Source organism: Nonomuraea sp. SYSU D8015 (assembly GCF_008065375.1).
In the GTDB taxonomy this organism is placed as follows: Bacteria; Actinomycetota; Actinomycetes; order Streptosporangiales; family Streptosporangiaceae; genus Nonomuraea.
Genome location: NZ_VJYI01000002.1, coordinates 189,044 through 210,478 on the forward strand (window position 1 = coordinate 189,044; position 21,435 = coordinate 210,478).

Annotated in this window: 26 protein-coding genes; 15 read left to right on the top strand and 11 right to left on the bottom strand. The window is 70.0% G+C overall.

Features of this window, described 5'->3' with window-relative positions; translation table 11 throughout:
• Positions 1 to 141: 141 nt before the first annotated feature.
• The 7 genes from ID574_RS10030 to ID574_RS10060 all read left to right on the top strand — a co-directional run bounded on the left by ID574_RS10030 (position 142) and on the right by ID574_RS10060 (position 5,626).
• Positions 142 to 282, top strand: a complete 141-nt coding sequence (locus ID574_RS10030; RefSeq protein ID WP_188188544.1) for a hypothetical protein — start codon at positions 142 to 144, stop codon at positions 280 to 282.
• A 61-nt stretch (positions 283 to 343) separates the two neighbouring features.
• On the top strand, positions 344 to 1,183 hold the full coding sequence (locus ID574_RS10035) for a hypothetical protein (RefSeq protein ID WP_188188545.1): 840 nt from the start codon (positions 344 to 346) through the stop codon (positions 1,181 to 1,183).
• A gap of 190 nt (positions 1,184 to 1,373) precedes the next feature.
• Entirely contained in the window at positions 1,374 to 2,996 is a 1,623-nt protein-coding gene (locus tag ID574_RS10040; RefSeq protein WP_223166554.1) for an ATP-binding protein, read from the top strand.
• Between the two features lie 24 nt (positions 2,997 to 3,020).
• Positions 3,021 to 3,443, top strand: coding sequence for a roadblock/LC7 domain-containing protein (locus tag ID574_RS10045; protein ID WP_188188546.1), 423 nt, complete (start codon positions 3,021 to 3,023; stop codon positions 3,441 to 3,443).
• Positions 3,440 to 3,796, top strand: a complete 357-nt coding sequence (locus tag ID574_RS10050; protein ID WP_188188547.1) for a DUF742 domain-containing protein — start codon at positions 3,440 to 3,442, stop codon at positions 3,794 to 3,796. The genes ID574_RS10045 and ID574_RS10050 overlap by 4 nt, the downstream gene beginning before the upstream one ends.
• Positions 3,777 to 4,379, top strand: coding sequence for a GTP-binding protein (locus tag ID574_RS10055; protein ID WP_188188548.1), 603 nt, complete (start codon positions 3,777 to 3,779; stop codon positions 4,377 to 4,379). Before ID574_RS10050 ends, ID574_RS10055 begins: the two co-directional genes overlap by 20 nt.
• A gap of 5 nt (positions 4,380 to 4,384) precedes the next feature.
• Complete coding sequence (locus ID574_RS10060) at positions 4,385 to 5,626, top strand: cytochrome P450 (protein WP_188189490.1); 1,242 nt, start codon at positions 4,385 to 4,387, stop codon at positions 5,624 to 5,626.
• A gap of 20 nt (positions 5,627 to 5,646) precedes the next feature.
• On the opposite strand, the gene ID574_RS10065 is transcribed toward ID574_RS10060, so the two are convergent.
• Both ID574_RS10065 and ID574_RS10070 read right to left on the bottom strand, forming a co-directional pair.
• Positions 5,647 to 6,306, bottom strand: a complete 660-nt coding sequence (locus tag ID574_RS10065) for a response regulator transcription factor (protein WP_188188549.1) — start codon at positions 6,304 to 6,306, stop codon at positions 5,647 to 5,649.
• Positions 6,307 to 6,309: 3 nt separating this feature from the next.
• Complete coding sequence (locus ID574_RS10070; RefSeq protein ID WP_188188550.1) at positions 6,310 to 8,250, bottom strand: histidine kinase; 1,941 nt, start codon at positions 8,248 to 8,250, stop codon at positions 6,310 to 6,312.
• Between the two features lie 205 nt (positions 8,251 to 8,455).
• On the opposite strand from ID574_RS10070, the gene ID574_RS10075 reads away from it, so the two are divergent.
• Complete coding sequence (locus ID574_RS10075; RefSeq protein WP_188188551.1) at positions 8,456 to 9,112, top strand: DUF4386 family protein; 657 nt, start codon at positions 8,456 to 8,458, stop codon at positions 9,110 to 9,112.
• A 154-nt stretch (positions 9,113 to 9,266) separates the two neighbouring features.
• The gene (locus tag ID574_RS10080) at positions 9,267 to 10,193 is read left to right on the top strand and encodes an SGNH/GDSL hydrolase family protein (protein WP_188188552.1); all 927 of its coding nucleotides are present in this window, start codon (positions 9,267 to 9,269) and stop codon (positions 10,191 to 10,193) included.
• Positions 10,194 to 10,250: 57 nt separating this feature from the next.
• Here ID574_RS10080 and ID574_RS10085 read toward each other — a convergent pair whose 3' ends face one another.
• Complete coding sequence (locus ID574_RS10085; protein ID WP_188188553.1) at positions 10,251 to 10,763, bottom strand: MarR family winged helix-turn-helix transcriptional regulator; 513 nt, start codon at positions 10,761 to 10,763, stop codon at positions 10,251 to 10,253.
• 76 nt (positions 10,764 to 10,839) lie between these two features.
• Here ID574_RS10085 and ID574_RS10090 point away from each other — a divergent pair, with 76 nt between their 5' ends.
• The 3 genes from ID574_RS10090 (at position 10,840) to ID574_RS10100 (ending at position 13,312) form a co-directional block, all read left to right on the top strand.
• Entirely contained in the window at positions 10,840 to 11,685 is an 846-nt protein-coding gene (locus ID574_RS10090; RefSeq protein ID WP_188188554.1) for an LLM class flavin-dependent oxidoreductase, read from the top strand.
• A 146-nt stretch (positions 11,686 to 11,831) separates the two neighbouring features.
• On the top strand, positions 11,832 to 12,590 hold the full coding sequence (locus tag ID574_RS10095) for an NmrA family NAD(P)-binding protein (RefSeq protein WP_188188555.1): 759 nt from the start codon (positions 11,832 to 11,834) through the stop codon (positions 12,588 to 12,590).
• A gap of 113 nt (positions 12,591 to 12,703) precedes the next feature.
• Positions 12,704 to 13,312 (top strand): hypothetical protein, encoded by a 609-nt coding sequence (locus ID574_RS10100; RefSeq protein ID WP_188188556.1) that lies wholly within the window; start codon positions 12,704 to 12,706, stop codon positions 13,310 to 13,312.
• 9 nt (positions 13,313 to 13,321) lie between these two features.
• Here the strand turns inward: ID574_RS10100 and ID574_RS10105 are convergent, their stop codons facing one another.
• Positions 13,322 to 14,014, bottom strand: a complete 693-nt coding sequence (locus tag ID574_RS10105) for a hypothetical protein (RefSeq protein WP_188188557.1) — start codon at positions 14,012 to 14,014, stop codon at positions 13,322 to 13,324.
• A gap of 60 nt (positions 14,015 to 14,074) precedes the next feature.
• Here ID574_RS10105 and ID574_RS10110 point away from each other — a divergent pair, with 60 nt between their 5' ends.
• A complete protein-coding gene (locus tag ID574_RS10110) occupies positions 14,075 to 14,830 on the top strand; it encodes a MerR family transcriptional regulator (RefSeq protein ID WP_188188558.1) in 756 nt (251 codons plus the stop codon).
• Between the two features lie 30 nt (positions 14,831 to 14,860).
• On the opposite strand, the gene ID574_RS10115 is transcribed toward ID574_RS10110, so the two are convergent.
• From ID574_RS10115 to ID574_RS10135, 5 genes are read right to left on the bottom strand one after another with little or no spacing between them, the layout of a single operon-like run.
• A complete protein-coding gene (locus ID574_RS10115) occupies positions 14,861 to 15,721 on the bottom strand; it encodes a PP2C family protein-serine/threonine phosphatase (RefSeq protein WP_188188559.1) in 861 nt (286 codons plus the stop codon).
• Complete coding sequence (locus tag ID574_RS10120; RefSeq protein ID WP_188188560.1) at positions 15,721 to 16,695, bottom strand: SpoIIE family protein phosphatase; 975 nt, start codon at positions 16,693 to 16,695, stop codon at positions 15,721 to 15,723. Before ID574_RS10120 ends, ID574_RS10115 begins: the two co-directional genes overlap by 1 nt.
• On the bottom strand, positions 16,692 to 17,081 hold the full coding sequence (locus ID574_RS10125) for an ATP-binding protein (RefSeq protein WP_223166555.1): 390 nt from the start codon (positions 17,079 to 17,081) through the stop codon (positions 16,692 to 16,694). Before ID574_RS10125 ends, ID574_RS10120 begins: the two co-directional genes overlap by 4 nt.
• Before the next feature lie 31 nt (positions 17,082 to 17,112).
• Positions 17,113 to 17,487 (bottom strand): STAS domain-containing protein, encoded by a 375-nt coding sequence (locus ID574_RS10130; protein ID WP_188188562.1) that lies wholly within the window; start codon positions 17,485 to 17,487, stop codon positions 17,113 to 17,115.
• A complete protein-coding gene (locus ID574_RS10135) occupies positions 17,484 to 18,380 on the bottom strand; it encodes an STAS domain-containing protein (protein ID WP_188188563.1) in 897 nt (298 codons plus the stop codon). The genes ID574_RS10130 and ID574_RS10135 overlap by 4 nt, the downstream gene beginning before the upstream one ends.
• A gap of 134 nt (positions 18,381 to 18,514) precedes the next feature.
• On the opposite strand from ID574_RS10135, the gene ID574_RS10140 reads away from it, so the two are divergent.
• On the top strand, positions 18,515 to 19,723 hold the full coding sequence (locus tag ID574_RS10140; RefSeq protein WP_223166556.1) for a PP2C family protein-serine/threonine phosphatase: 1,209 nt from the start codon (positions 18,515 to 18,517) through the stop codon (positions 19,721 to 19,723).
• Positions 19,724 to 19,752: 29 nt separating this feature from the next.
• Positions 19,753 to 20,295 carry a MarR family winged helix-turn-helix transcriptional regulator gene (locus ID574_RS10145; RefSeq protein ID WP_188188564.1) on the top strand — a complete coding sequence of 181 codons (543 nt, stop codon included), beginning with the start codon at positions 19,753 to 19,755 and terminating at the stop codon, positions 20,293 to 20,295.
• A 148-nt stretch (positions 20,296 to 20,443) separates the two neighbouring features.
• Here ID574_RS10145 and ID574_RS10150 read toward each other — a convergent pair whose 3' ends face one another.
• On the bottom strand, positions 20,444 to 20,860 hold the full coding sequence (locus ID574_RS10150; protein WP_188188565.1) for a type II toxin-antitoxin system VapC family toxin: 417 nt from the start codon (positions 20,858 to 20,860) through the stop codon (positions 20,444 to 20,446).
• Complete coding sequence (locus ID574_RS10155; protein WP_188188566.1) at positions 20,836 to 21,144, bottom strand: hypothetical protein; 309 nt, start codon at positions 21,142 to 21,144, stop codon at positions 20,836 to 20,838. The genes ID574_RS10150 and ID574_RS10155 overlap by 25 nt, the downstream gene beginning before the upstream one ends.
• Between the last annotated feature and the right edge of the window lie 291 nt (positions 21,145 to 21,435).

A 21,435-nucleotide genomic window follows, 5' to 3' on the forward strand; every position in this document is an offset into this window, starting at 1 on the left:
GCCTTCGCCACTTTCGAGGCCCCGACGTTCCTGCTCCTCGCCTACGGCACGGCGACGACAGGCCTGGCCGGCTGGCTGCTGTCCCGCTGGCCCGCCCGCAGAAGGCGGCTCCTCTGGGCGGTCGTCGCCTACGAGGCGTACTTGTTCGCCAGCCAGCTCGCCATGCTCACCATCGAGTCGGACCTGACCTGGCTCAGAATCCTCCACCCGAACGTGCTCTTCCCCGTGGCCATCGTCGTCCTGATGCTTCTGCCCGCGGCCCGGCGCTGGTTCGAGAACTGAGCAGAGCGGATAAATTGCGCAATTCCCCTCATGTTTGGATTTCGTACGGCATGATCGGAAGATGAACGCATCGCTGCGGGCCGCGCTCGTAGGGGCAGTGGTCGGGTTGACCCAGTTCATCATCGTCTGCTGGCGGGGAGACGACATCGGCGCCCTCGACGCGCTGGGGCTCATCAGCGTCCCCTACGCCTTGGGATTCTTCCTGGCCAGATGGGGCAGGTTGCCGCGCTGGTGGGGCGTGGCCACGGCGGGGCCGGCCATCACGGCGGCGTTCCTCATCGCCAACATCACTTTCCTGAAGCTGCCCACGAACCTGAGCCTGGACGACTGGCAGGCGGGCCTCGCCTTCATGGCCGTGGGCGCGACCAGCTACCTGGCCGCCGGCGGCCTCTTCATGCCGATGCACCTCGGACTTCGCGCCCTGACGGTGGGCGGCGTCGCCGTCGCGTACCTGGCCGTGGGATCGGCACACGACACGATCATGGAATCGGCGCGAGCCTACCGGCTGGCCCACGCCGAGACCCCGCTCATCGCACCCACGTTGCCGGATCACTCGCTCACGTACGTGGAGTATTCAGAACCCTGGCTGGAGCTCCACTATCAGCGGGACGGTCGCGGCTCCGTCTACATCGCCGTCGGGCCGGAGACCACGGCCACGCCCAAGACCGCCTGCAAGAAGTCCCTTCCCTGGCGGGACTTCGACACGGAGGCCACATGCCGGCAGGTCGCACCGGGCGTATGGCTCCACGACGGCCGGCTCGACAAGGCGGTCTATGGCATGAGCGGCAACGCCTTGGTGCGGGTCGAGGGCACCGCGGTGACCGTTGAGGACCTGGTCGGTGTGCTGCGGACGTTCCGGCCGGTCTCGGCGGAAGAGCTGGCCAAGGTCCCAGGGAACTGAATGTTGTTCTGTTACTCCTGAAACGGGCGGTTCTGAAACCGTTGTCTGTTCCTGGAGGGATCTGTGGTGCTACGGTGGCCTTCCCGTCGCGCTCCGTCGCGAAGCGACAGCGGACAGCCGCGTGTCGCCCCGGGAAGAGCACGTCAGAGGCGGCCGCCAGGCTTCGCCGCCACCGTCCCGAGGACCACCGATGTCAGCAGATGCACCGCAGCGCAGGCTCTCACCGAAGGAACTGACGGTCCTGGCCTTTCTCGGCACGACGATCGTCATGATCGGCGTGTGGCTGTGGGCGGTGTCGGTCTCGCCATCCGGGGCGAGGGTGCCGATGGCGCTGGCCGGTGGCGGCTCGGCCCTGCTGCTGTCCTGCGCCGTCGCCACGATCGTGCACCTCGTCGCCGCCGCTCGCGTGCTGCGTGAGAGGGCCGCGCAGTCCGACGCCCGGCTGGCCCGCCTGGAACGTGAGGTGCTGTGGACGGCCGAGAAGTCGGTCCCCGCGATGGCCCGCCGGCTCCGCTCCGGCGCGCCGGCGGCGAACGCGCAGAACCTACGGCCCGGCCCGCCCCAGACGGCCGTGAGCGCGCTGGCCGGCGTCCCGCAGCCCACGGACGGCGCTTTGCGGCACCTGCTCGCGGCGGCCGGGCAGGAGCTCGCCGCGCTCGAACGCGACCGCGCCGCCGCCCAGGCGGCCCACGCCGCGGCCGAGGCAGCTCATGCGGCGACCGTGGCCGAGATCTCCCGCGTGGCCACCGAGATCCTGCCCGAGCTGGTCAAACGCATCGAGACGGAGCGGGTGCCGGCCGAAACGGCGCTGGACGGGATCCGCCTTCCCGAGCTGGGCCGGCTCCACGACCTGCTGACCGACACGGCCCGCCACCTCGGCGACGGCGAACGCAAGGCCGCCGCGGTCATGGCCGCCTGCGCCGGAGCCGCCGCCCGCGTCCAGGCCCAGGCCACCAGCCTGCTCGCCCGCCTGCGCGAGCTGGAGGAGCAGTACGGCGACCACGAGGAGATCTTCGCCGACCTGCTGGACCTCGACCACCGCGTCTCCCAGATGAGCCGCCTGGCCGACAACATCGCCCTGCTGAGCGGCGGCCGTTCCGGACGGCGGTGGACCCGTCCGATCGTCATGGAGAGCATCCTGCGTGGCGCGATGGGCCGCATCAACGCCTTCCGCCGCATCCGTCCGCACTCCACCAGCACCTCCGCGGTCGTCGGCTACGCGGCCGAGGGCGTCATGCACGCGCTCGCCGAGCTGATGGACAACGCCACCACGTTCTCCGCGCACGGCACGGAGGTCCACGTGTACGTGGACGAGGAGGACGCCGGCATCGTGATCACCATCGAGGACAGCGGCCTCGGCATGCGCCCGCGCGAACGCCACCACGCCACCAGGCTCGTGACCGAGCCCCTCGACCTGCGTACCCTGTCCGGCACCCGGTTGGGTCTGGCGGTGGTGGGCCGCCTGGTCGACAAGTACGGCCTCACGGTCAGCTTCCGGCCGTCCGCCCGCGGCGGCACCGGCGTCGTGGTGCTGATCCCCCGCCAGCTGATCACCCAGCCGAGGCCCGCCGCCGATCTCCCTCCACCCGCCCTCCCTGCGGCGCCGGAGAACGAGACCGCGCCGGAAGAGAGCGGCGATCTGCTGCCCCGACGGCGGCGCGGACAGACCCTGGCGGAGGCTATGAAGACGCAGCAGCGTCCGCCGGCGGCCAGGCCCGCGCGGAGCGGCCAGGACGCGGCCGCCAGGCTCGCCGCGTTCCGCCAGGCCGGCGGCCGCGGGCGCACCTCCGCCCCCGCACCGGGCGACTCCTGATCACGTAGAGAGATTGGCGTTTCGATGAGCACCACCGATATCACGCAGACCCTTGACTGGCTGCTGGAGAACCTCAGGGAGAAGACCCCGGGAATCCGGCACGTGCTGGTGCTGACCAGGGATGGCTTGAAGATGTGCTTCACCGGCGGCCTGGAGCGCGACGCGGCCGACCAGCTCGCGGCGCTCGCCGCCGGGATCCAGAGCCTGTCGTTGAGCGCCTCCGCCGAGTTCGGCGACGGCGCGGGGGCCGGGCAGGCGATGGTGGAGTTCGCCGGTGGGATGCTGCTCATCGTGCCTGCCGGGGAGGGCGCCCACCTGGCCGTCGTCGCCGACGAGGACGGCGACGTGGGGCTGATCGCACACAACATGAACGAGCTGGTGGAGCAGATCGGGACGTACCTCACCGCGGCGCCGCGGCAGGCGGCGGGAATCGGCGACCGTCCATGAGCCGGCGATCCGTCGACCGAGAGGATCCCGACCGGCTCTACACGGTCACCGGCGGCCGCACGCGTGCCGATGAGACCGCCTTCGACTCGGTCTCCCTCATCGTCGGCGAATGCGAGCCCACCCCGGGCATGCAGTCCGAGCACGCCAAGATCCTCCAGCTGGCCCGGCGGCCGATGGCGGTGGTCGAGATCTCGGCGGAGCTGCGGTTGCCGGTCAGCGTGGTGAAGATCCTGCTACGCGACCTGCTGGACACCAACCGCATCACCGTACGCCACCCGTCGGCCATCACCCGCGCCGGCCGTCCCGACCCCGAAACTCTGAAGCAGGTGCTCCTTGCACTCCACGACCTCTGACCGGCTCTCGAGCCGGACTCCGCTACGCGAGACCGCCGTGGACGCACTGAAGATCGTGGTCGTCGGCGGCTTCGGCGTGGGCAAGACGACCCTGGTCGGCTCGGTGAGCGAGATCCGCCCGCTGAGCACCGAGGAGGTCATGACCCAGGCCAGTGTGGGCGTCGACGACGCCAGCCGGGTGCGCGGCAAGAGCACCACCACGGTGGCCTTCGACTTCGGCCGCATCACGCTGGACGCCAGCCGGGTGCTGTACCTGTTCGGGGCCCCGGGCCAGCAGCGGTTCTGGTTCGTGTGGGACCAGCTGTTCGCCGGCAGCCTCGGGGCCGTCGTGCTCGTGGACACCCGTCGCATGGAGGACTCCTGGTACTCCATCGACCGGCTGGAACATCACCGGATGCCCTTCGTCGTCGCGGTCAACCGCTTCACCGACGGACCCTCGCTGGAGGCCGTGCGGGAAGCGCTGGCGCTGGCGCCCGACGTCCCGCTGATCGACTGCGACGCGCGGAAGCGCAGCTCGGGCAAGCATGTGCTGATCACGCTCGTGGAGCACCTCACCCGTCTGCACGAGGGGAGCACGCAGTGACGCTGATGGAGGGTTACCCGCAGCACGCCGACGCCGTGCGCCTGCCCGAGGCCCCCATCCACGACGACCCGGCCGCGTTCCACAACGAGCTGCGCCGCACGTACGGGCCGGTCGTCCCGGTCCTGCTCGACGCCGACGTCCCCGCCTGGCTGGTGATCGGCTATCGCGAGCTCCACTACGTCACCAGCCAGCCTCAGCTGTTCGGCCGCGACCCCAGGCGCTGGAACATGCTCGACCGGCTCCCCGGCGACTGGCCGGCCAGGCTGTTCGTCACCTGGCAGCCGAACCTGATGTACTCGGAGGGCGAGGAACGCCAGCGCCGCGGCGGCGCCGTCAGCGACGCCCTCGACGCCATCGAGCGCACCGAGCTGACCCGGATCTGCGAGCTCGTCGCCGACCTCGTGACCGACCGGTTCTGCGGCGACGGCGAAGCCGACCTCGTGGCCCAGTACGCCCAGCGCATCCCGGCCGAGATCGTCACCCGCCTCTTCGGCCTGCCGGAGGTGGACCTGCCGGACCTCGTCCAGGACATCCACCACCTGCTGGACGGCGGCAAGGAGGCGGCCTCCGCCTACCCCCGGGTCCATGCCCGGATGGAACGCCTCGTGGCACTCAAGCGCGCCCGCCCCGGCCACGACGTCACCTCGCGCCTGCTCGCGCACGCCGCCCGGCTCACCGACGAGGAGACCGTCTACGACCTGATGGTGCTGGTGGGCGCCTCCCACGCCGGGAGCGCCAACTGGATCGGCAACACGCTGCGCCTGATGCTCGTGGACGACCACTTCTCGATGACCCTGCAGGGCGGCCGCAGCAGCGTGAGCGAGGCGCTCAACGAGGTGCTGTGGAAGGACACGCCGACCATGAACATGCCCTCGCGCTTCGCGGTACGCGACTGCGAGGTGGCCGGCCGCCGCATCCGCCGCGGCGACCTCGTCGTGCTCGGATTCGCCGCCGCCAACACCGACCCCCAGGTCCAGCCCGCCGCCCATCCTGCCGGGTCGGGCGCCAACCGCGCGCACATGTCCTTCAGCCACGGCGAGTACGGCTGCCCCTTCCCCGCCCCCGAGCTCGGGGAGATCATCGCCAAGACGGCCGTGGAAGTCCTCCTGGACCGGCTGCCGGACGTCCATCTGGCCGTGCCGCCCGAGTCGCTCCGCTGGCGCCCTTCCCTGTGGGCGCGCACCCTGGAGTCCCTCCCCGTCCTCTTCACCCCGACGGCCCCGGTGGGGAAGATCAGCTGGCACTGAGCCCCGACGCCGGACCCGGCTCAGCGCCCACCGGGCGGGCCAGAGCCCAGTCCGGCATCGCGGGCCCGGGCCACCGCCGCGGCGCGGTCATTGACGCCGAGCTTGCCGTACACGGCGCTGACGTAGTTGCGGACCGTCTTGTCGGAGACGTAGAGCCTGGAGGCGATGGCGGCGTTGGACAGCCCGCGCGCCATCAGGTCGAGGATCTCCACCTCGCGCTCAGTGAGCTCGGGCAACACCGGGTTGGCGACGGCTCGCCGGGGCTCGACCCCGACGAGCCCGGCGAGTGCCCGGGCGGCGTTCGGGCCGAAGTACGCGCCGCCGTCCCGGCAGATCTCCAGCGCCCGCAGGATCTCGGCCCGGCCCGCGCCCTTGAGGAGGTAGCCGCGGGCGCCCGCCCGTACGGCCGCGGCCAGCGAGTCGTCGGACTCCAGCATGGTCAGGACCACGATCGCGACCTCCGGCAGCTCCTCCAGCAAGCGTCTGGTCGCCTCGACGCCGTTCATGACCGGCATGTGCAGATCCATCAGGACGATGTCGGGAGCGAGCCGCACGGCCAGCTCGACGGCCTCGGCCCCGTCACCCGCCTCGCCCACGACCGTGACACCGGGCCGGCCGGAGAGCGCCGCGACCAGCCCTTCCCGATACATGGGATGGTCATCGACGATCAGCACACGCATGTCTCACACCTCGGCTCTCGGCAGGCGCACGCGGATCTCCGTGCCGCCGCCGGCTGCAGTAAGAATCTCGCATTTCCCGTCGAGCTGGGCAGCGGCCTCGGCCATGGACTCCAGGCCCACGCCCTGCCGCCACCACCCGGTGCCGGAGCCGGCCATGCCCACGCCGTCGTCCCGTACCGAGAAGTGCAGTGCGTCCGGCGCCAGGTCCAGTTCGATGTCGCAACCGCTGGCCCGCGCGTGCCGGGCGGCGTTGGCCAGCGCCTCGCCCACGATGCGCAGAACCGCCGCCTCGATGGCGGCGGGAAGCGGGGGCAGGCCGTGCTCGGGGAGGCGCAACCGGACCGTCAGCCCGGGCCGGTCGAACCCGGCAGCCTGTGCGCGCAGCGCCTCGGCCAATCCGAGATCGTCCAGGGCGGACGGGCCGAGGCCGTCCACGATGCGACGGACGTCGCCCACGGCGCCGGCCAGCCACGTGCCGCACCGCTCGGCGAGCGCACTCGCCGCGGCCGGATCGCTCGCCACCAGATCTCGAAGGGTCTCCAGTTGCAGGTGCACGGCCGACAGGCTCGGCCCGAGGTGATCGTGCAGATCCCGGCGCAGCCGGCGGCGCTCCTCGGCGCGCGCGGCGACCAGCGCCCGCCTCGACCGGTCCAGGTCCGCGGCGAGCCGGGCGGCGTGCGCGGCCGCACCCGCCTGCCCGGCCAGAACGTGCAAAAGCCGCGCCTCGGCGGGGCGGAACCCGCCGGCGCGCGGCCGGGTCAGCAGCAGTTCCCCGACCGCTTCCCCGGCATGCATCAAGGGCACCCGCACCGGGTCCGCGCCAAGCTCCTCTCCGTGGCGGGACTCCGGCCCGTCCAGCACCACCACCCACACGGCGGGGACTCGCAGGATCCTGGCCACCTCACCGGCCAGCCGTTCGAGGGCCTCGGCCGGGGCCGCCGCGGTCTCCAGGGTGGCGCCCAGCCGGCCCAGCGCGTCGTACGGGTCCGCGGCGTCGCCGTACAGCAACCGCTGTACCCCTCTCTGCAGGAACCTGTGCATGGGTGCCACGCCGATCGCCACCACCGCCGCGGCGACGAGAGGAGCCCCCACGCTGCGCCCGAGGAGATCTCCGAGCAGCGCGACGACCACCGCGTAACAGAGGGCGATCTCGGCTGACATGAGCGCCCAGACCAGCCCACGGCGCAGGACGGTCTCCATGTCCCACATCCGATATCGCTGGATCGCGAGCACCACGGAGATCGGCAATGGCAGGGCCGAGGCCGCCAGCAGCACCCCCGCACCACGCGCCTCGACCGCCTGGGCGACCACCAGCAGGAGCACGGTCCCTGCCATCCCGGCGGCCACCCAGGCCAGCTGACCACGCTCGTCGCCCACGGCACGGCGGAGGCGGACGCCCAGGGACGCGAGCCCGCCCAGGGACGCGATCGCGACCATGGCCAGGCAGACCGGGAGCACCGCCGCGGCGCCCGCCACGCCCACCGGATTGGCCAACCCGCTGCCGGCCAGCGCCTGATCGTCGCTGTCCTGCCACGGCAGCAGGGCCCACGCCGCCGATCCCACCACCACGGAGGCGCACCCGACGTACATCAACGGGCGGAACACCCCGGTCGGCCGCTCGCCCGAGGGCAGCCAGTAAGGGACGACGGCCGCCACGATCACGTACGCGGGCAGCCAGCTCCACACCGACAGCCAAAGCATGATCAGGTGGCCGGGCCAGCCCCGTCCGGCCGCGATGGCGGCGTACTCGCCGGTGAAGACACTGGTCGCGGCGCTCGCGCTCACCGCGACGAAGAGCCGGCCCAGCGTCGTCCGGTCGCGCCGGATGAGGAACGCGCCGGGCGGGCCGTACACCATGGCCGTGATCGAGATCCACAGCCAGTAGTCGTCGGCGAACCCCAGCGGCGACTGCAGCCGCAGGACGAACCCTGCCAGAGTCGCCACGGCGGCGGCTCCCGCCACCAAGTCCCCTATCATCACCTGACGCGAACGCATAGGGAGAATTGTCCGCTATGCGATGTCCCAACCACACGGGACATTTCGTCCCTATTCGGGGAGGAGGCAGCCGCCTCAAGCGGCCCGGGACAGGACTCCGCCAATGTTCTCGGCATGCGGCACATGGGCCGCGATCTACCGAGGAGTACCAACCATGAGCACGTCCCCCACCATCCGCAGGCCCTTCCTGCTCACCACGGCGATCGTCGCAGGCCCGCTCGCCGGAGCGCTCTACTTCGTGACCGATCAGGCCGGCCTCCCCAGGACAGAGGCGGCGGACTACCTCGCCCAGGTGGCCGCCGACCGGAGCGCCTATGCGATCAGCACCCTGCTCTACATGGTCTTCGTCGGCTGCTTCATCCCCACGGGGCTGGCCGTGATGCGGGTGCTACGCGACCGTGCGCCTCTGGCGGCGACGATCTCCGGCGTGCTGCTCGCGCTGGCCGGCGCGCTCGGCCTGATCGTGTCGGGCATGCGGCCGATCGTCCTGGCCTTGGCCCCCGAGGGCCCGGTCGTCGCCGAGGCCGCCGCGGCCTACCAGCGGTATCAGGCCTCCCCGTGGTTCGACTTCGTCATGCTGCCCATGCTGGCCTCGGTCCTGATCGGGCTGGTCGTGCTGGCCGCCACGATCCTGCGGACCGGCGCCCTCCCGCGGTGGACGGCCGCCCTCCTGGTGGGTGGATTCGTCCTGTCCAGCGGTGAGTTCCCTCCGGCCGTCACGATCCTGGGTGGAGTGATGCAGCTGGCCGGCTTCGTACCGCTGGCCGGCCGGCTCGTCACCGAGCGCCGGGCGGAGCCCGCTCTCACCTGATGTCCACGCGCGGCCGCACTTCCATGGAACGCAGAAACGACATTGTCCTGACCTGCGCCGACATACCGGAGCGCGCTCTGCACCCCTAGATATTGAAAGCGCGAAACACACTAATTCACACGCATTTTATGTGGCATTTCATTACGATGCCGCCATGAAATCATTACTCGCCGTTCTCACGATCGGCACGCTAAGTGTTTTACCCGCTACGGCCGCAGCCGCCGACGCCGAATCCACTAGGTCGCTGAACGTAGTGGCGATGGGCGACTCCTACGGGTCCGGCACCGGCGCCGGCGACTACGAGCCGGGCACCGAAGGCGGCTGCTTCCGCAGCGCCAACTCCTACTCCTCCGTCATCGTCAACGAACTCCGCCAGCGGGGCAAGCAGGTGAATTTCACGAACGTCACCTGCAGCGGCTCGGCGATCAGAACACTGCGGGAATCGTTCAAAGGCGAGCCCCCTCAGTTCGACGCGCTCAAGCACAACACCAACGTGGTCATGCTGAGCATCGGCACCGGCGATATCGATTTCGCCGGATTCGGCGGACTGTGCATCCAGGCGGACTGCTCCGGCGCGCCCGCCGCGGCGATCAGAGACCTGCTGCCGGGCATGGGCGAGAAGCTGAAGGCTCTCCTGATCGACATCAAGGCCCGCAGCCCGCGGGCCAAGATCGTGCTCACCGGGTACGGGCAGCAGGTCACACCAGGCGAGAACGCCCAGGGCGTCCCGCTGGACCCGATCTGCGACAGCCAGGTGTTCAGCGCACAGGAGCGACTGGAAGGCAACCAGGTCGCGAGAGAACTCGACGCGACGCTGAAGAATGCCACGTGGGCCGCCAAGACACAGGGGGTCAACGTCCGGTTCGTCAGCCCCTATGTGAATTCGGTCAATCTCCGGCCCGAGTTCGAGGGCCATTCGTTGTGCCAGGCCGAGCCGCCCTTCTACCGGGGATTCGACGCACTGGCTCCTGGCCAGGAGGGCATCGACGCGGTCCTGCACCTCAACCAGCAGGGACAGGCGGCCATGGCCGACCTGGTCCAACGTAAGATCCCCTTCTTGGCCGGCCCGGCGACGCTCTGAAAGCCGGTCGATCGAAAAATGTGTCTTGGCCCCGGAAATGCGGGAGCTCCGGGGCCTTCACATACGTGGGGTCGTCCTCTTCACGAGATCTCCGCCTGGCGCCTCTGAGACCTCCCCGGCTTCCGACAGGTGGGCGAGGACGGTCGCGGCGATCGTCCCCAGTGCCTGGATCTGCTCGGGGGAGAGCAGATCGATGAAATGGCGGCGGACGGACTCGACATGAGCCGGAGCGGCCTCCTGGATGGCGCGCAGGCCGCCTTCAGTCAGCACGATCATCGCCCCTCGGGCGTCGCCCTCGAACTCCTCCCGCCTGACCAGCCCTCGCTGCTCCATCCGGGAGATGTGCCGTGACAGGCGGCTCTTCGACCACAGCATGCGATCGGCCAGTTTGGTGAGCCGCCATCGATGGTCCTCGGTGGACGTCAGCGCCGAAAGAACGTCGTAGTCGGGGGCCGACAGCCCCGAGTCACGCATGAGATCCCGGCTGACCTGCGCATCCAGGAGCAGCCGCATCCTCCGGTAGCCGATCCAGGCCCTGAACTCGGCGTCGTCCAACCAGCGTGGCTCCATGTCCGCCGAGTTTAGTTGACGTGTAACCAACCTCAGTCTTAAGTTTACAGGTAAACCACAGACTTAGGGAGTGGTCGTGTTCGGATTGGGCATCTCGACCTCGGCGGCGCCTGGGGCCGACCCGGCAGGGGACGCGCGGGCGGCCGAGGAACTCGGGTTCGACTTCGTCTCGGCCTCGGACCATCCCTGCGGGAGCGCGCCATCGTACGAGGTGTGGACGATGCTGACCTGGGTCGCGGCCGCCACCTCGAGGATCAAGGTGGCCACGCGGGTGCTGGGAGTGCCGTACCGATCGCCCGCGATGGTGGCCAAAATGGCCGAGAGCCTGCACCGGCTCTCCGGCGGCCGGCTGATCCTGGGGCTCGGCGGCGGTTACTCGGATGAGGAGTTCCGGGCGTTCGGGCTCGGGGTGCCCACGGCGCGGGAGAAGGTCGACGGCATGGTGGAGGCGATCCACATCATCCGGGGCCTCTGGTCAGAACCTCGCTTCACGTTCGAGGGCACCCGCTACCACACCCACGATGCCGCCATGGAGCCGAAGCCGGCCGGCCCCATCCCGATCTGGCTCGGCACGTACGGCAAGCGGGCCCTGGAGGCGACCGGCCGGCTGGCCGACGGCTGGATCCCGTCCCTCGGCTTCGCCCCACCGGAGCAGGCGGCCGTCATGCGGGAGCGCGTCCTGTCCCACGGACGTGCCGTGGAGTGCGTCTACAACGTGTCCTTCCGCATCGGCGGCCGCGCGGGCGAGGAGGCGGTGGTGGCGGGCTCGGCGCAGGAGGTGACCGACCGGCTCGCCGGATTCATCGGCCTGGGGTTCACGTCGATGAACTTCACGCCCGTCGGCCCGAACCCCCGCGAGCAGGCCGAACGCCTGGCCACGGATGTCCTTCCGCTGCTACGCCTCGCCGGCCCCGGATCTTGAGAGAGTGGCGCGGGCCGTCAACCCCTCACCTGTACCAGCTGTCGCCGGACGAAGCCGCCCGGCGCTCCAGATAATCTTCCAGCGACCTGGCGACCCGCTTGCGTTCGCCGGTTTCGTGATCCCACACGTACACATCGTCCGACCGTTTGGCCGGGACCCGGACGCGGCTCGCCATCGGCGACCTCGCCGATCCCGACGCGCTCCAGCGGGCCTGCACAGGCGCCGACGCCGTTTTCGGCCTGTCGGTGCCGTTCGGCGAGGGCGGCAAGGATGAGGAGGTCGCGCAGGGACGACTGCTCGTCGACACCGCCGCCCGCCTCGACGTCCACCTGGTGTACTCCTCTGTGCGCGGCGGCGACCGGACGGTGGCCGCCGACATCGACCACGCCGACAGCAAGCAGCTCATCGAGGCGTATCTGCGCGAGCAGCCGGTGCGCGCGACGGTGCTCGGGCCGGTGTACTTCATGGAGAACGTGCTCAACCTCGGCTTCAGCCGGCTCGGCGACGGCATGCTCGCCAATCCGCTGACTCCCGGCAAGCCGCTCGACCAGGCGAGCGTGCTGGACATCGCCGGCATGGCCGTCCATGCCATCGAGAACCCCGACGAGCTCGTCGGCGAGCGGATCGACATCGCGTCCGATCGCGTCACCGGGCAGGAGGCGGCCCGGATTCTGAGCGAGGTGCTCGGCCGGGATATCCCCTACCAGCAGCTGCCGCTGGACATGGTGCGGCAGTGGGCCGGCGAGGAGGTGGCCACGATGTTCGAGAGTTTCGAGAACAACACCGATTTCCTCGACATCGAGACCCTGCACGCCACATACCCCGCCGTGCGCTGGCACAGCTACGCCGAGTGGGCCAAGACGGTGGACTGGGACAGAGTCCTCGCAGGCGATCTCAGGCAGTAGTTGGTTGCGCCTCCCGAGCCGCGACCGGAACTCAGCCCATAAGTCCGACCCCGACGATCACGAACTTGATGCGGTCTCCGATCGTCCAATCCCACATGATCATGCTCCTGGCGGTGTCCCTCGTCCTCACCCCCGTCCAAATCCCCAAGGATTTCCTGCTGAACGAGAAGGTCGCCCGTGCGCCCCTGTCGGAAATACAGAAAGACGAGGAGTCGTGGGAGATCAGCGACAAGCTGAACGAGCCCTTGGCGCTGAACCCGTGCGGGCGCAAGCGGGCCACGACGGCGGACCGGTCGGCCGCACGCACTATCGTCCACAACACAAGCGCGCCCTCCTACTACGGCGAGCAACTCGTGATCTACCGGAACGCCAAGGCGGCCAGAAGCGCCATGCGAAAGCTGCTCGCCGACGCCAAGCGGTGCGGGGCCCAACCGGACGGCAAGCCGTACAGCTGGGCCGACGACGGGAAGACCCGGTGGGTGGTGAATCGCACGCGGCTCGGGAACGAGGCTGCGCTGATGCGCCTCATGATGTACGACAAACTGAACAAGGAGTGGTCGCCCCAGTTGGCGGGCATCGTGACGCGCAAGGGTCGTGCGCTGATGATCTACTCCGGTGATTTGGAATCCCTCGGCCACCCGCAGAAGCGAGCCCTCAAGACCCTCCACCGCACCGCCGCCAAAATGGCGGCGAAGGTATGCGCGCTGCCCTCAGTCTGCTGATCGGCCTTCTCACGCTGCGACGACGGTTCCGGGCGCTGGTTTCTGACGACGCACGTACCGCCGGCCCAGCACGCCGTACCAGATCATGATCGGCAGTTGGAGGGCGTACCCGACCTGTTCCAGCGCAACTGTGGGGCCGTCGGCACCGGTCGCCCACGGAAGCGCGACCGCGGCCAGGCCGGAGAGCGCGGCGATCAGGCCGGTGACGCGGAGCCCGGCGGGCATCGGGATGCCGGCCGCTCCGGCGGCCGTGGCGGCGACCCACAGCAGCCCGGCAAGGTTGACCGCCCACTTGGCGGTGAGCATGACCGCCAAGGCCACCGTGTCGGCCGCCGAGGCGGTGGAGCGGGCGGCCAACTGGGTCAGTGCCAGGTTTCCCGCGTCATGCAGCAGACCCGCCAGCCCGGCGGCGGCCAGCAGGCCGCCGGCCAGCGTCACCATGTGAGGTCTGGGCGTCTCGGCCGGGCGGGCGGCCATCGTCAGCCCGGCAGCGGTCAGCGCCAGCCAGCCCAGCACGTCGAAGGCCAGCTCGGTCAGATGCAGGCCGGGCTTCGCGCCCACCGCGGCGAGCGTGGCGGCGGGATCGGACGGATTCAGGGTCAACCCTGATGGCACCGCGATGGCCGCACCGGCGATCATGGCTACCAGTGAGGTCAGCAGCAGCACGCCGGTGAGCCGGCTGTGTGGGTTCGGATCGGTCATGGCGGTGACGGTAGAACCCTGACACAAGGGCAAAGTCAACACGCCGGGGAAGGGGACGCCATGTGGCGGATCGGGCAACTGGCGCGCATGGTCGGCGTGTCCGAACGCACGCTGCGCCACTACGACAAGATCAAGCTGCTCGTCCCCGCCGCGGTCGACCCCGCCACCGGCTACCGCTGGTACGGCGTGGCCGAACTCTCCCGGCTCGAACGCATCCGCGGACTGCAGCGCCTCGGACTGCCGCTGCGTCAGATCGCCGATCTGCTGGACGCCCCCGAGACGCAGCTACGGCAGGCCCTGACCGAGGTCGTGACGGGCATCCGGCGCGACATCGCCACGCTGACCGCGACCGCCGCCCACGCTCAGGACCACCTCGTCACACCGATGTCGATCCTGCCCCAGCAGGCCACCGTGGGCCCGCGCCGGCTGCGCGTCCGCCGGCTGCGTGTGGACCATCCGTCCGAACTGGCCGCCATCTGCCCGGCGCCGCCGGCCACTCTGCTGACCTGGCTCCACGGGCCGCCGACGGGCCGGTTCGCCGCCGCGGTGACCACCGATCGCGCCGACGACCGGCTCACCGTGCGCAATCGCGCCGACGACCGGCTCACCCTGCCCACCCGCACCGTCGTACGGGCCGTCGTGACACCCGCGGCAGGTGTCGTCCGCGCCGGGCAGGACCTGTTCGCCTGGCTGCACCGCCACCACCTGGCCGTCATCGGTCCCACCATGGAAGAGCACCTCCTCGACGCCGAGGGCGCCCACGCCGTCGTCCTCGAGGTGCCGGTCCATCCACGACAGCACACCCCCGCCGCGTGACCGTCGATCGCCGTCGGCGCCGGGCTCCACTCAGGACGGGGTCCAGCGCATGGCGAGGAGCAGGGTGTCGTCGCTGTGCAGCACCTTGCGGTGCATCACGCGCACGATCGTGTCGGTCAGCTCCCGCACCGGCGACGCCCGATGCCGTCCCGTCAGCTCCGCCAGTTCCTCGAGCCCTGCGTTGAGGTCGCGCCGCGCCTCCACCAGGCCATCGGTGTAGAACAGCACCAGCGCGCCGGGCGGCAGCCGCCGCTCGGCGACCGCGTCGCTGCCCGGCTCCGGGTAGCCGAGGCCACGCCCCCACGCCTCCATGTAGGCGGGCGGCTCTCCGGGCGCGACGATCAGCGGCGGCGGATGTCCGCCCGTGGCCACCCGGAGCGTTCCCGTTCGCGGGTCGAAGCGGGCCACCAACAAGGTTCCGACCAGATCGGGATAGACAGGCTGCAAGATCGAGGCGGCTCGCCCGATCAGGCTCTCCAGCGGAGACCCGGCGAGGGACAACACCCGGACGGCGTGGATGATGTTGAGCGCGGCGCGGGTGCTGGCCACGCCGTGACCGGCGGCGTCCACCACCACGATGTGCAGGACACCGTCCGGCAGAACGATCACGTCGTAGAGGTCGCCGCCCGTGGGTGCGTCGTCCTCGGCCGAGGAGTAGTACATCGCGAGCTCTACCTGCTCCACATCCGGGATCGGCGGGCGCAGCGCGTCCTCCAGCTCCCGGAAGATCGCCCGGTGGGCTCGCCGAAGCCGCTCGTCCCGCTCCTCCAGCTCCACGACCAGGGCCAGCACACCCTGGTTGGTGTTGGCCAGCTCGTCCTTGAGCTTGGCGAGCTCGTCCTCCAGCCGCCGGATACGATCCCGCGCGGCGGCTTCGGTGAGTGGCTCCATCACTTCTCCCTGAACGCCACGACCGTGGCGTCGTCGCGGTAGCGCCGATGGTCGCGCGCGAGCAGCCCCACCAACAGCGGAGGCGCCTGGGTGAACAGCCGGTCGCCCGCCGCGCGCAGCCAGGTCGGCGCGATCCCGTCGCTGTGCACGACCACCGTCGCCCCTGGCCGCAGCGGAACGGTTTGGACCCGTAACGGGGGAATGCGTAGTCCGAGTGTCCCCGGTTGCGGGGCCAGGGGGACGGGCGGGCCGTCGCCCTCCAGCACCGCCGCGCTCACGTTGCCCACCCCGCAGAACTCGACCTCGGTGGCGGCGTGGGGCAGCCGGACCAGCGCCGCGGCGGCTCCTCTGGTGTGCCGGAGCACGTCGTGGATCGCCTCCATGGCCTGCGGCAGGGGACGCGCGGGATCGCGTAGGAAAGAGTCGGTGGCCGACCGGCTGGCGCGGGCCGCGTCCGGACCCCGGCCGAGGCCGTCGGCCACGAACGCCAAGGTGGCGTCGGAGGTCTCGGTCAGTACGTAAGCGTCGCCGCTGCTGTCCTGCCCGACAGCGGGGAGCCGGAGCGTGCCGACCCGAGCGGGGGAGGCGGCGGCGCAGAACCGGGCGAAGATCGCGGTGCCACGCCGCGGGTCGGAGAAGATCCCGGACGTGGTGGCCAGGCGCCGCACCGCGCCCAGCCCGCTCCCCATCGTGCCCGTGCTGCTGTAGCCGTCGGCCAGGCAGCGGCCGATGTCGTACATGCCCGGCCCGTGGTCGACCGCGAGCAACTCCAGGCCGCCCGAGGGCGCCGGCTGGACCAGCAGCGCCCCGCCGTGCGTGTGCTTGGCGATGTTGCTGGACAGCTCGGAGGCCACCACGGCCGCCCGTTCGGTCAGCAGCGGTCCCAGGCCCAGCGTACGGGCCGCCTGGCGGGTCACCGAGACGGCGTGGGGGACGGCGCTCTCGTGGTCGATGCGCACCTCTGTGGTGATCATCGTTCGCCGGCCCAGCGAGTGATCACCACCGTCGTTCCCTTGCCCGGCTCCGTCTCGAGGTGGAACTCGTGCACCAGTCGCTTCGCGCCGCCCAGCCCGTGACCCAGGCCGGGGCCCGTGGAGTATCCGTCGATCAGCGCCGCCGCGGGGTCCTCCATCCCAGGCCCCTCGTCGGAGATCGTGAGCCGGAGGCCGGCCCGCGGGGGCGGGACCAGGTGCTCGATCACCAGGCTGCCGCCACCGCCGTGGACGTAGCAATTGCGTACCAGCTCGCTCGCCGCCGTGATCAGCTTGGTCTGGGCGACGAGCCCGAACCCGGCCTCCAGAGCCGCCGCCCGCACCGCGTGCCGCGCGGCGAGCAGGTCGTCCTCGGCGCGAATGGGCACTGCGCACACATGCCCGGTCGTCACGAGTTCCCTATCCGACACGCGATCCTCCCGGCGGGGACAGCTTCTTCATGGCGTGCTCGACCGAGAGCGCGGTCTCCACGCCGGGGAGGGCCAGTCCGAGCTCGACCAGGGTGATGGCCACCGGGTAGCGCATCCCGGCCACGACCACGCGCGCCCCCAGCAGCCGCGCCATCGTGGCGATCTCCACCAGGATCCGCGCCGCGAAGGAGTCGATGACCTCCAGTTTCGTGATGTCGAGGATCACCGCCTCCGCCCCGACGGCGCTCACCTGATGGCTGAGCTCGTCGGCGAAGAGCACGGCGGTCTTGTCGTCCAGCTCTTTGAGCAGCCCCGCCAGCAGGACTTTGCCGAGCCGCAGGATCGGTATCTCTGATGAGCTCATGGAACGTTCAGCAGGGTGCTCTCGCCTCGGGTGTCCTCCCCCGGCGAGACGTCGTCGACCATGCGCATGGCCGCGGTCAGGGCGTCCGCCAGGGACGAGCGTGTGATGATCTCCGACAGGTCGATGCCCAGCCGCGCGATCATCTGGGCGATCTGCGGACGGATGCCGCTCAGGATGCAGTCGGCGCCCATGAGCCGCGTGGCCGCCACGGTCTGCATGAGGTGCTGGGCGACCGCGGTGTCCACAGTGGGGACGCCGGTGATGTCGATGATCGCGACGGCGGCCTCGTTCTCCTGAATGGCCTGCAGAAGACTCTCCATGACGATCTGCGCCCGCGCGCTGTCGAGCGTGCCGATCAGCGGCACGGCGAGCACCTTGCGCCAGAGCCGCACGACCGGGGTGGAGATTTCCAGCAGCTGCCGGTTCTGCCGCTGGATGATCTCTTCGCGGCTGTCGACGTACGTCTGGAAGGTCAGCAGCCCGGCTGCGTCCAGCAGCCGATGGATGAGTTGTGTGGCCTCCAGCCGCAGCTCGATGTCGGAGATCTCCTCGGCCAGCACCTCCAGGCAGGCGTCCTTGAGCGCGAAGATCGCACCCGCGATGGCGGTGGCCGAGACGCCGAGCCTGGCCCAGCGGTGCGAAAGGTCGGTGACCGCGTTCTTGATCGGCGGGAAGCCTGTGACCACGTGATCGAGCGGCACGGCGGCCGCCAACCCCTCGCGCAGACAGGCGATGAGGGTCTCCGCCTCCTCGCGCAACTCCTCCGCGTCGACCGCGCCCGGGGATGCTAGCCTGCTCTCCTGCGCCACGACCCATGCGGCCGCGATCCGGTCGCGATGCTCGCCTATGACCCGCGCGATCTCCCCTCTCGCGCGCTCCATGTCACCCAACATGGACCCTCTCCATACCGACGGTTAGTTGTCGTAGGACAAATATATAGGATCTTGACGCCTCTTGACGGCCTCGTTATTTGCTATTGTGCAAATTGTTTGCGTGCGCGTCCTGCGCTGGGAGAAGAGGTCATCCGTTGGGCAGCATCCCCGAAGGCTTCCACGCCGTGCAGCAGGCCATGCACGCGGCGCCGCCCTATGCCGTCGTCGAGGCGCTGCGCGACGCGGTGACCCTGCACTTCGCCGTCGAGCAGGTGGAGGTGCTGCTGGCGGACTACGCCGTGATCACCCTGCGTCCCGTTCTCGAGGAGCTCGTGCCGGGCGTGCCCGGCGTGGCCATCGACGGCACTCCCGCGGGCCGCGCCTTCGCCGCCCAGGAGACGCAGGCGGACGGCGACGTGCTGCACCTGCCGGTCAGCGCGTGTGGCGAGCGCGTCGGCGTGCTCAGCCTCCGTTTCGCCGAGCCGCCCGGCGCGGCGGCCGTGGAGGAGCTGCGGGAGATCGCCACCGCGCTGGGCCACGCGCTGCGTGGCGCCGACCGCATCACCGACCGCTATCAGCGCGTCCGCCGCATGGCCCGGCTCACACTCGCCGCCGAGATGCAGTGGGGGCTCCTGCCCGGCTGCGGCCATCAGGGCGACGGTTACCGGCTCGCCGGGCAGCTCGAGCCCGCCTACGCCGTCTACGGTGACAACTTCGACTGGACGTGCGGACCGCGCTGGCTCACGCTGTCCGTCACCGACGGCATGGGCGCGGGCATGGAGGCCGCGCTCCTCACCACGCTCGCCATCACCGCCCTGCGCAACGCCCGCCGCTCCGGCGCGGACCTGGAAGAGCAGGCAGGGCTGGCCGACGAGGCCATCTACGCCGAACACGGCGGCCGGTTGCACGTCTCGACGCTGCTCCTGAGGTTCGACGCCGCCACCGGCGAGGCGTCCCTGGTGGACGCCGGATCCCCCAGGGTGCTGCTCATGCGCCGCGGTCAGGTCCGCCGGATCGAGCTGGATCAGCAGCTTCCGCTCGGCATGTTCGGCAACACCTCCTACACCGAGCAGCGCGTCGCCCTGGAGCCGGGCGACCGCCTCATCATCGCCAGCGACGGCGTCTACTCCTCCCGGTCCCGAGGTGGAGCGGAGTTCGGTGGATCGCCGCTGGAGAGCCTGGTGAAGTCGACCCGCATGCAACCTGCCGACGAGGCGGTACGCACGATGATCCGCGGCCTGCTGGACTTCCGGCGCGGCATGGAAGTGCTGGATGATGCAGTGGTGGTATGTCTGGACTGGACCCCAGATCCGACCATCGGACCGCGGTCGTCCGGAGCCGACTCCAGGCGAGATCACTCATGACCGGCATCACCTTACTGAGTGGATAGCGTGTGAAAGACAAGCCTGTTCCACCCGTTGAAGAGCCCGAGTCCTTCGTCGGCCACCTGCCGGCGGCGGAGTGGGCCGTCATCGAAAGGGAAGCGGCGGCCCTGGTGGCCGTATGGGGGCGGTCACGGCAGGCGTTCGCGACGAAGGTCTCCTCCATTCAGCTCCAAGCCCTGCTCGCCATCGAACAACACGAGACGATCAACCTGGGCCGCCTGGCCGCGGCCCTCGGTGCGGTGCCCTCCTCCGCCAGCCGCCTCTGCGACCGCCTGGAGGCGGCGGGGCTGGTCCGGCGCTCGCACTGCGAAGAGGACAAGCGCGAACTGACGCTCTCTCTGACGCCGTCGGGCCGTTCCCTGGTCGAGGAGCTACAGCAGCGCCGCCGCGACGACCTGGTCCGCGTCCTGAGCGAGATGCCCCAGTCGGGACGCATCGCGCTGCTGCGCGGCCTGCAGGCCTTCGCCCGCGCGGCCGACAGCATCATGGAGCGCCAGGCACCGGAAGTCGACGACGACTGGATGAGAATCGCCTCTCGACTCCTCGCATGACCTCCTCAGGACATTTGACGTCCGTCAGGAGTGAGACTTCCGGTCAGAGTTTCCGTCTCCCTTCCCCACCGCCGACGGTGAACCGCCACTCCCCTTCGCTGGTCGCCGTGCCGCCGCTACCGCAGACGCTCGATGGTCCCCGGCGGCCTCAGACGGGGACCACCTTCACGGTCTTCCCACACAGCTTGCTCATGTCGTCCTCATCCGAGGTAAGAACGATGACGGGCCTCACCGAGTGCAGCGCAGTAGCCGCAACCACTGCGTCGATGGCGTACTTGTGACCATGCAGGCGAGCATCGCGAAGAAGCTCGATTGCCCTTGACGAGATCTCCTCGGACACAGGCTCGACCTTCAGCCGGGACAGGTACCACCGGAGGCGACCGTTCTTGAGCCGAACATCTTGCGCCTCAATGGGCGTCATCGCGCTGACCACAACCCGAAAGTCGTTGTCTTGCGCCTCCCGCACGAACGCGGTGACCCGCCGGTCGGCCTCGCACCACTTGACGAGTCCTTCACAGTCGAGAACCACGGTGCCCGCGCTCAGCCTGCTTCGTACGCGCGCCATCCATCCTCCTGGAGTTCCGGCGCGGACTTGACGTGGCGGAACAGCTCTGCCGCCTCATCACGCAAGGGCTGCGGAATCGGCCCTGAAGCGGCCTCATTCGCCTGAAGGGCCTCTTCCAGAAGATCCCGCTCGATCTGGCGCTCAACAGCGGCATCAACATAGGCCGAGAAGCCTCGAGCCCCGACTCGTTCTCGGACGGCTCGGATGTTGCCCGCCCTAAGAGACACGCTCACCTTCGCCGCAGGCCCGTGTCCGGGGGCGAACTCTCCTTCAGGCATACTCATGGGAAGAGTTTACTACCCGAAGTAGCAAAACGCCGTACCCATCCAATCTACATCTCGCCAGAGGCCAGGCCTTCCGGGCGGGCGACACTGGTCTGCTATTCGGTGTCCTTGGGGTGTCGAGGCAATGCATAGCTCACCCAGACAGTACGGGTGGCGTCGTCGATGACATAGCGCACACGCCCACCGCTGGTGACCTCGCATTCCCACTGCTCCAAGTCCTTGCCGTTGTGACGATGAGTCGCGAGGTCGCCGCGTAGGCGATGTTGCCGGTCGTGGCTGGAGCCCGAAGGG